This window comes from Paenibacillus terrae (assembly GCF_000943545.1).
Lineage (GTDB): Bacteria > Bacillota > Bacilli > Paenibacillales > Paenibacillaceae > Paenibacillus > Paenibacillus terrae_A.
Genome location: NZ_JTHP01000130.1, coordinates 1 through 8,627 on the forward strand (window position 1 = coordinate 1; position 8,627 = coordinate 8,627).

The 8,627-nt window shown below is 44.8% G+C and carries 8 protein-coding genes and 1 pseudogene; 7 read left to right on the plus strand and 2 right to left on the minus strand.

Annotation, left to right across the window (positions count from 1 at the left end):
- Positions 1–175: 175 nt before the first annotated feature.
- The gene (locus tag QD47_RS28585) at positions 176–1,042 is read left to right on the plus strand and encodes an AraC family transcriptional regulator (RefSeq protein ID WP_044649315.1); all 867 of its coding nucleotides are present in this window, start codon (positions 176–178) and stop codon (positions 1,040–1,042) included.
- A gap of 80 nt (positions 1,043–1,122) precedes the next feature.
- Here QD47_RS28585 and rpsD read toward each other — a convergent pair whose 3' ends face one another.
- Positions 1,123–1,722, minus strand: coding sequence for a 30S ribosomal protein S4 (gene rpsD, locus QD47_RS28590; protein WP_025684247.1), 600 nt, complete (start codon positions 1,720–1,722; stop codon positions 1,123–1,125).
- A 436-nt stretch (positions 1,723–2,158) separates the two neighbouring features.
- Here rpsD and QD47_RS28595 point away from each other — a divergent pair, with 436 nt between their 5' ends.
- The 5 genes from QD47_RS28595 (at position 2,159) to QD47_RS28615 (ending at position 7,162) form a co-directional block, all read left to right on the plus strand.
- Positions 2,159–4,144: a sensor domain-containing diguanylate cyclase gene (locus tag QD47_RS28595; RefSeq protein ID WP_044649316.1), complete on the plus strand. Its 1,986-nt coding sequence runs from the start codon at positions 2,159–2,161 to the stop codon at positions 4,142–4,144.
- Between the two features lie 213 nt (positions 4,145–4,357).
- Positions 4,358–5,206 (plus strand): hypothetical protein, encoded by an 849-nt coding sequence (locus QD47_RS28600; protein WP_152643901.1) that lies wholly within the window; start codon positions 4,358–4,360, stop codon positions 5,204–5,206.
- 76 nt (positions 5,207–5,282) lie between these two features.
- Positions 5,283–6,398, plus strand: a complete 1,116-nt coding sequence (locus QD47_RS28605; protein ID WP_044649318.1) for an aminopeptidase — start codon at positions 5,283–5,285, stop codon at positions 6,396–6,398.
- A gap of 89 nt (positions 6,399–6,487) precedes the next feature.
- Positions 6,488–6,730, plus strand: coding sequence for an HPr family phosphocarrier protein (locus QD47_RS28610; RefSeq protein ID WP_044649319.1), 243 nt, complete (start codon positions 6,488–6,490; stop codon positions 6,728–6,730).
- Positions 6,731–6,871: 141 nt separating this feature from the next.
- Entirely contained in the window at positions 6,872–7,162 is a 291-nt protein-coding gene (locus tag QD47_RS28615; RefSeq protein ID WP_014282319.1) for a YlaN family protein, read from the plus strand.
- Between the two features lie 103 nt (positions 7,163–7,265).
- Here the strand turns inward: QD47_RS28615 and cax are convergent, their stop codons facing one another.
- On the minus strand, positions 7,266–8,336 hold the full coding sequence (gene cax / locus QD47_RS28620; RefSeq protein ID WP_044649320.1) for a calcium/proton exchanger: 1,071 nt from the start codon (positions 8,334–8,336) through the stop codon (positions 7,266–7,268).
- A 192-nt stretch (positions 8,337–8,528) separates the two neighbouring features.
- On the opposite strand from cax, the pseudogene QD47_RS31975 reads away from it, so the two are divergent.
- Positions 8,529–8,627: pseudogene (locus tag QD47_RS31975) on the plus strand (Asp23/Gls24 family envelope stress response protein); the annotation flags it as partial.

The window sequence follows — 8,627 nt, forward strand, 5'->3', positions numbered from 1 at the left end:
TTCATGTCTTAGCGTTTCTTTTTTACACATTCCATTTGAAGTAAAAAACCGTGGTAAACTTAGCACAAATGATCAAACAAGCTTGTGCAGGATTGTACATAATGGATTACGAAGTCTTATTAAATTCGCTTGGCGGATGAATGGTCAAACCATAACGAGTACGGGGAAGGATCGTATGGACTACTTTAAAAGAATACAGTGTGCGATTGAGTTTATTGAAATGAATCTTCGGGAGGAGTTAAAAATTACTGAAATTGCTTCGCAAGCTTGCTTTTCAGCTTTTCATTTTCAGCGTCTTTTTCAGGCGATTTCGGGCTTTACGGTTCAACAGTATATAAGGAAGAGAAGATTATCGGAGGCGGCTGTAGGGCTGAAACGGTCCAATCAAAAGGTATTAGATATCGCTCTTGAATACCAGTACAGCTCGCAAGAAGCGTTTACACGTGCTTTTGAAAAAAGTTTTGGTGTCACCCCGGGGAGATACCGGAACGGTGATATAGATATTTCTCGACAACACAAGATTAATTTTCTGGATTATCAAAAGAACACCAAAGGAGATTTGGATGTGAATAAGCCGGTGATGCTGCAACTCGATACGATTAAGATTATAGGGCATGAATACAAAACAAGCCTGAATCATGAGCAGCATTATAATGAAATTCCAGGATTTTATGATCACTTTGGAAAGAATGAGCATTTTATGCGCATTCCGAACAAAATTGCACCGGGGATGTCGTACGGTATTGCTTGCTATTTTCAAGATAATGGTGAATTTTCATTCGTGATTGGCGAGGAAGTTGAGGGAGAAGCGGAGGATTTGGCAAAGGGCTTTATCTATATGGAGATTCCAGCAGGGAAGTATGCCGAATTTAATGCTTCAGGTCCGAATGGCCGGGTTCAGGATGTACGAAACTATATCTACGGCACATGGCTTCCCAACTCTAATTTTGAGCGTAGGGAAGGACCGGATTTTGAAATCACCGATGTGATGAATTCTTCCTTTCCCGATTTGGATATTAAGGTATATATACCGATCGAATAAAATGTTGCAAGCTGCACGCTACAGTAACACGAAAAAGCACCCGAACGAGGTTCGGGTGCTTTTCGGTGCTATCACAAGGATTAGCGGTTGTAGAATTCGACGATTTGTTTTTCGTCGATATCTTGGGACAATTCGCCACGCTCAGGCAAACGGATGTATTTGCCTTCCAGAGCTGCGTCATTGTACTCCAGGTAAGCTGCCAAGTGGTTGCGGTTTTCCAAAGCTTCTTTGATGGAAGACAGGGAACGACTTCTTTCACGAAGACCGATCACGTCGCCCAGGCTTACTTGGTAAGAAGCGATGTCAACTTTTTTACCGTTCACAGTAACGTGACCGTGTGCTACCAATTGACGTGCGCCTGCACGGGAGTTAGCAAAGCCAAGACGGAACACGAGGTTGTCCAGGCGGCTTTCCAGCAAGAACATGAAGTTCTCACCAGCGATACCGTGCATGTGTTGAGCTTTGTTGAACAGAGTGCGGAATTGTTTTTCACCCAAGCCGTACATGTGACGCAGCTTTTGTTTTTCTTGAAGCTGCATACCGTAGTTGCTGATTTTTCTCCGTTGGTTTGCACCATGTTGTCCCGGAGGGAAAGGGCGTTTCAATTCTTTACCTGTGCCGCTCAGGGAAATCCCCAGACGACGGCTCAATTTAAATTTAGGACCAGTGTAACGTGCCATTATAGAGTTAACTCCTTCATAATTAAAATTTGAGTTGGGGCTCTCTTTGCGCTCCAATTTGTTCGGCGCTACCTATCAAGGTGATGCGCACTACTGACAGAAAAGTTCAGCCGCTGTCCTGTCAGCAACAAATAAGATGAGGGTGACACAAACTGTTACGCCCAAAATTTAAGATCCGCACAGTAGATAGTTCTGCCGTACAGTCTTTTTCATTAATATATACTATATGTAATAGTGGGTCAATGTCAAGAAGAGAAAAAGAATGAAAACGTCAAAATTTGTCGATAGGGCTTTAGAACTAAAAAAGTGGGACGAATTTCTGGAAAATGGATGCATATTTCTGTAGTTAAGAGTAAAATAGATCATATTATAAGCTATAGTGGTGTATAGCCGCTGTCTTGGTACAGCTAATTTTGCTGTGAAGGAGCGCCTTAATATGTCGGACTTTTCAACAACGGATCAGCAAACGCTTGACGGTAAAACAGCCCAGGCTAGCGGTGCCCCGCTGTTTGATGATAAAGGATATACGTCTTTTGCCTGGCTCCAAAACATGGATATGACACCATTTGATTTCCCCTATATTAATCAGCTTCTTGTCCAAGGGTATCGAAACTGGTTGCAGCAGAGCAATGGCATATCGTGGGTTAATGAAGAACATACCGCCGTTTTTAATTTTACAGGTGTTCGCGTTGCAGGTAGGGAAGAGGATGATGACGAGGATTTGGAGCTGATCGAACGTTGCTGCTTGTCCAGAGAAATGGAAATAAGCCAACGCAAACTTCGGGACGGAAGCCTTGCATTTGTGTACATGGTTCCTGTATTTTGCCGCAATTATAAGGGTGAGGCTTTTGCTGCTCTTCGTTTTACACTGCCTGCTCAACATTCTGTTCCTGAGCAGGATGCATTATTGGCGGCAGCTTTGCATTTTAGATCCTGCTTTTATACGAGATTTGAGTATATATTTATGGAAGACATCCTCGGGATGAAGAACCGGAGCGACCGCGAAGGCAGGCGACGCTCTATTTTATTTCAGATTGTAAAGCGGATGCATGACAAGATTGATGTTGAAGGCGTGCTGGACGAGGTATTTGGCAGCATAGCTTACTTGTTTCCGCATGTGGATATCACGTTATATATGAGCCAGGATCGACACAGTCGTAATCCACAGGTCAAACCTTTGTTGTTGCACGAGCGTGACGAGGATGTATGTGTGCGTGCATTTATGAAAGGTCAAATGGCTGTAAATGAGCCTGTAGGCACAGAAGGAGAAATGACCGAAATTGGCATTCCTTTACGTGGCAAGCAAGGAGTATATGGTGTATTCCATATGATTCTTCCATCAGGTGCCGAAAGCATGAAGAAAGTGGATGTGGAGCTGATCGCCATGATGGCAGACACAGCCGGCACCGCATTTGAAAATGCAAAGCTGCTGGAGCAATCCAATGTGCTTATCCATGAGTTGCGCCTCATTAATGAACTCGTTCAGCGCTTGAATCAAAGCCTTAAACTGAATGAAATATTCGAGTTTGCTGTGCAGGAATTATTGAAAATGTTCTTGGCTGACTTTTGCTGTATTGTGCAACTCGATCAGGAGGAAAATTGCTTTAAGGTCACGTCAAGCAACGTAGAAAGTTCGAGGCTGCATAGTTACTCTGATGAGGATGGGTTTGCAGGGCTGATACGCAGAACAGGAGAGCCTCTCATCGTGTCTGATTATAGAAAGGAAGGGAAGATATCCTCCGATTTTATGGATATGACCGATTCCCTTTCTTTGATGGCGGTACCTATGAAGACCAGCGGCACGCCGAGAGGGGCTATTTTATTGTCTAGTAAGCTCCCTCACTTTTTTTCGTACGATAATTACAAAATGCTGCAAATGCTGGCGCCCCATATCGGTTTGGCTGTAACAAATGCCATGCTGCATGCTGAAGTACGGCGTCTGGCCAATATGGACATGTTAACGGGTTTGTATGTACGTCATTATGTGGACAAAGTAATTCAGCGGCATCAGGAGAAAGACTTTTGCGGATCTCTCATTCTGGTGGACATTGATCAGTTCAAACAGGTGAATGATACATACGGGCATCAGACAGGTGACCAAATATTGAAAAGCGTCAGCGATATTGTTCGTTCGGCGACTCGCAGTGAGGATGTATGTGCCAGATGGGGCGGCGAGGAATTGGCGATCTATTTGCCGCAGCTTGGGGTGCAGCAGGCGTTGGAATATGCGGAAAAAATCCGTTATTGCGTAGAACATGAGACCCAGCCACAGGTGACCGTCTCCTGCGGAATTGCCGAATGGAATTGGCTGGATGAGCAGATTAGTATTGAATCTTTATTTTACAGGGCAGATATGGCTCTGTATGAGGCAAAAAATGAAGGGCGCAACCGGATTGTTATTGATCATGTCAGTAATTCATAGAGAATGTTCCTAATGGAATATTCTCTTTTATTTGCTGTGCATAACCTTTTGTAGACAGGAAACCCTAATCGTAGCTATAAAAATAACAAACTCAGACGTGTGGCGCATAAGCGGCACTAGAATGGATAAGTACAAGTAACGTAGTTTTCCTGAAGTGCGATCCCTTGCTTACTGGGTAGTGGTTATTTCAGGACATGATGGGCGGATGATTGGATGCGTTGGAGAAGAGAATGGGTTATGCTAGTTTGTATGTTGCTCGTGATGTGCTCGTTGAGTGGATGCACACTGATAGAACAGCAAAATGCGCCGGAGCAGATTTTTAAAAGAGCCGTTGCAGGAATAGCGGGCAAAGAAATGTTAACGTTCAAAGGACAGGCTGGTGTCATAACCAAAAACGGTCTGCTGATGAACAAACAATTTGCATATCATGGAAAAGTGAGCAATCACGATGAACTGACCATGCATTGGGGTTCTGCGGCGGCTTTTAACAAACAGTCAAGCTATGCTGCACTCGAACAAGGCGTATCCGGGAATGGGGTAACACAGGAGCGTTTTCTTCGTCTGGATGGAAAATGGATTGAGGTGACGCCTGATCGTATAGCTATGAATGGAGCAGGGATGTTAAATCGTTTTAATCCGCTTCAGGAGCTGGAGGAACTGAATGCACTGAATAAGACCGTTCGTATGGAGGCCGGGGCAGCGCGGGGAACCTGGGTAGTGAGGATTGAGCCGGAACCTGCTTTCGCAAAGCGATGGTTGAAAGAGCGTTTAACGAAAGAAATGAATGCCATAAATCCTCAACTCTTAGCGAAAATGAAGTATGACGGGACGAATCGAGAGCTACAGCAAAAATTGAATCGAATATGGGCGCAGAGTCGCGAGGATATGAGTAGCCAATTAGAACATTCTGATGTGCAGGCTGTGTATCATCTGACGATAGACCGTCAAACAGGTCTGCCCCTGAAGTTGTCGTCGGAATGCCGAATTGCCCGGCAGGAGGCAATCGGAGAGGAGCATGAGGAAGCTCTGATTACCAGAGTTGCTTTTGAGGGCTACAAGTAACAGGGCGGGCATGATACAATGGATTTCGAATTAACCGTTGTTCAAAAAGAATGAAATAGAGAAGGAGAGACAACAAATGAAAGATCCCAGAATACTTAAACTGGCAGAAAATCTGGTAGGTTACTCTGTTGAGGTACAGCCGGGTGAGAATGTGCTGGTTGAAATGATCGGTACAGAGCGTGACCTGCTTAACGCCATTATTCATGAGGTGGGCAAAAAAGGCGGCAACGTTTTCGTTCAGCTTACTGATCGTAAGGTACAGAGCGCCATGCTTCGCCATGCGACAAAGGAAATGGTGCAAACCTGGGCTGAAATAGACCTTAATCGGATGAAACAAATGCATTGCTACATCGGGATTCGCGCTGGTGAAAATGTCAATGATCTGTCAGACGTGCCGGAAGACAAGATGAAATTGTATAATTCGATTTATCAGCATGCGGTACATAGCGAGCAGCGGGTGAAGCATACGAAATGGGTTGTATTGCGTTATCCGAATGACAGCATGGCGCAGTTAGCGAATACGAGCACAGAGGCGTTCGAGGATTTTTATTTCAATGTGTGCAATCTGGATTACGCGAAAATGGATAAGGCACAGGATGCGTTGGCAGACCTGATGAACCGGACGGACAAGGTGCGGATTAGCGGACCGGGCACGGATCTGAATTTCTCTATTAAGCAAATCGGTGCCATCAAATGCTCCGGTCAATGCAATATCCCGGATGGCGAAGTATATAGCGCACCCGTGCGAGATTCCGTTAACGGAACCATTAGCTATAATGCACAAACGTTGTACAATGGTATCACTTTTGAAAATGTAAAATTCCGCTTTGAAAATGGTAAAATTGTAGAAGCAACGAGTAATGATACAAAGCGGCTGAACGATATTTTGGATTCCGACGAGGGAGCACGCTATATTGGCGAGTTTGCGATTGGGTTCAATCCGTATATTTTGCATCCGATGAAGGATATTCTGTTTGATGAAAAAATTGCAGGCAGCTTGCATTTTACGCCAGGTCAGGCTTATGAAACAGCAGACAACGGCAACCGTTCTTCGATCCATTGGGATTTGGTCTTGATTCAGCGTCCGGAATATGGCGGCGGCGAAATTTATTTTGACGATGTTCTAATCCGCAAAGACGGCATATTTGTACTTCCTGAGCTGGAGCCGTTAAATCCTGAGAATTTAAAATAACGATATCTCTCCTTGCTGAGAAAGCGATTTCAATGTATTATAATGGATGAGTAATGATACATGATAATCCAGTAAAGCGAGGGATCTCTATGTCTAATAATAATGCGGCGGTTGTTGAAATTGCACAGACAGCGAGCAAGTTTACGTCTTCCATCGTCCTTCATTCCGAAAATAAGTATATTGATGTAAAAAGTATACTTGGCTTGTTTACGACATTGGTCAGCAGCCACAGCTATGAGCTGCATGTTCATGGACCTGACGCGGAGGAAGCCAAGAAAGCGATGACCGAAGTGTTCCAGAAGCACGGGCTACACATAACGGTAGCCTCCTGACTATATTCTTGGATCAAAAGCATCCCTACCTGTAACTGTAGGGATGCTTTTTTTGTCAGGTTCTTGTATTAGCCTGCAATTTGGTCTAATATTAACGTTAGGACGTCTTGTGCGACATTGAGACATAGGGGGGAAGAATCCATGACTTCATCTGATTTGCAGGAACAATTGAACATCAGGGCCATTAATCTGCTTCAGGACGATGCAGATAAAATAAAGAAACTTATTGAAGTACAGATGGAGAATCTGGCAACCCGTTACTGCCCTCTCTATGAGGAAGTGCTGGATACTCAGATGTACGGATTTTCCAAGGAAGTGGATTTTGCGGTTCGAGCCGGCCTTCTTCCGGAAATGGTAGGTAAACAGCTGGTCAGTGAGCTGGAACGCAATCTGGCTATTCTATATGAGGCCATGAACAATAAGGCCAATTAGGAAGACGGTTTTAATTGATGAGAGCATGCGGAGTCTGAGAGCATGCTTTTTTTGATGCCTTTACATATGCAATGGGAACGAGTCAACCTATCTTGAAAGGTGTCTACACGAGGAAGAAAGATACGCCTAACAGAACATACACAACCAGCAGCATCAATCCCTCATACCAGTTGGTTGAGCCGTCTTGGGTAATAGACTTGGCGATGAATACAGCGACGGCAATGGCGACCAGCTCAATCGTGGTGAAAACGATATTCATCGTATTTCCCATGAAGTAGCTGACAAAAATCAGCACAGGTGCAACGAATAGCGCAATTTGCAGACTACTGCCGACTGCGATTTCGACAGATGCGCCGATTTTGTTTTTCATCGCCAGCAAAATGGCCGCGCTGTGCTCGGCCGCATTACCGATAATGGCAACGAGGAATGCACCCACGAACAATTCGCTGAGTCCGAACTGGGTCGTGAATACCTCCAGTGTTCCTACAAGCCATTCGCTGACAAAGGCGACCATAACGGTAGCGATTACCAGGTAAGTAATAGATTTGTTTCTGGACCACACAGGGGCGTGCTCATGCGGCAGTTCTTCGTCCTGTTGTTCAGTTACGTCAGATAAATAGTCTTTGTGTGTAATCATGGAAAAAATAAGCCACGCAATATAAGCCACAATCAGTGTGCCCGCGACAATCAGACTGAGCGTATCCGATTCACTATCCGTAATGACATGTGTATTTAGAAATACAGCCGGAACAAACAGGGCAATGACCGCCACAATCATCAACGAACCGCTTAAACCAGCCAGTGATACATTAAAATTTTGTACTTTGTATTTCAATCCGCCGGCGAACAGGCTTGCTCCAAGCACTAGCAGCAAATTACCGATGATCGAGCCGGTCAGACTCGCCTTCACCATATCGTAAAGACCTTCTTTTACGAGAAAGAAGGCAATGATCAGTTCGGCTGCGTTGCCGAAAGTGGCATTCAAAAATCCGCCCAGACGTTGGCCTGCATAATGTGCTACGCTTTCGGTGGCTTTGCCGAGAAACCCGGCTACGAACACGACAGAGATTGCGCAAATGACGAATTGAGCGATCGCGTTCCAATGTGCGTAATGAGCGACTGCGCTAAGGGCAAAGGTCGCTACCAGCAAGCTGGGAGATAACCATTTTTTCAATGTAGTGCACCTCGATATCAAAGGATATGTACAAGTTTGGTGAATGCTGTCACTTGTATGGATTTTCTAAATTAATATACCCAAATTGATATAGGTTGTAAACGAAAGTTATTTTTCCTGCGTTAGGTTTGCAATTGCAGTGGCTGAGGCTTTACAATACAAATAGAGGATGGATGAAGGGGGACATAGGTCATGGCAGAGCAAATTCAACAACTGGAAGCAGGAAACATCAAGATTTCCAACGATGTCGTAGGTAAAATTGCGGGGATGGCCGCACTGGAGACGCCCGGC

Coding starts and splice junctions, on each gene's coding strand:
- QD47_RS28605 (WP_044649318.1), top strand. CDS start 5,283: ATGAAAGATCCCAGAATACTTAAACTGGCAGAAAATCTGGTAGGTTAC.
- QD47_RS28585 (WP_044649315.1), top strand. CDS start 176: ATGGACTACTTTAAAAGAATACAGTGTGCGATTGAGTTTATTGAAATG.
- QD47_RS28615 (WP_014282319.1), top strand. CDS start 6,872: ATGACTTCATCTGATTTGCAGGAACAATTGAACATCAGGGCCATTAAT.
- QD47_RS28600 (WP_152643901.1), top strand. CDS start 4,358: ATGCGTTGGAGAAGAGAATGGGTTATGCTAGTTTGTATGTTGCTCGTG.
- rpsD (WP_025684247.1), bottom strand. CDS start 1,722: ATGGCACGTTACACTGGTCCTAAATTTAAATTGAGCCGTCGTCTGGGG.
- QD47_RS28595 (WP_044649316.1), top strand. CDS start 2,159: ATGTCGGACTTTTCAACAACGGATCAGCAAACGCTTGACGGTAAAACA.
- QD47_RS28610 (WP_044649319.1), top strand. CDS start 6,488: ATGTCTAATAATAATGCGGCGGTTGTTGAAATTGCACAGACAGCGAGC.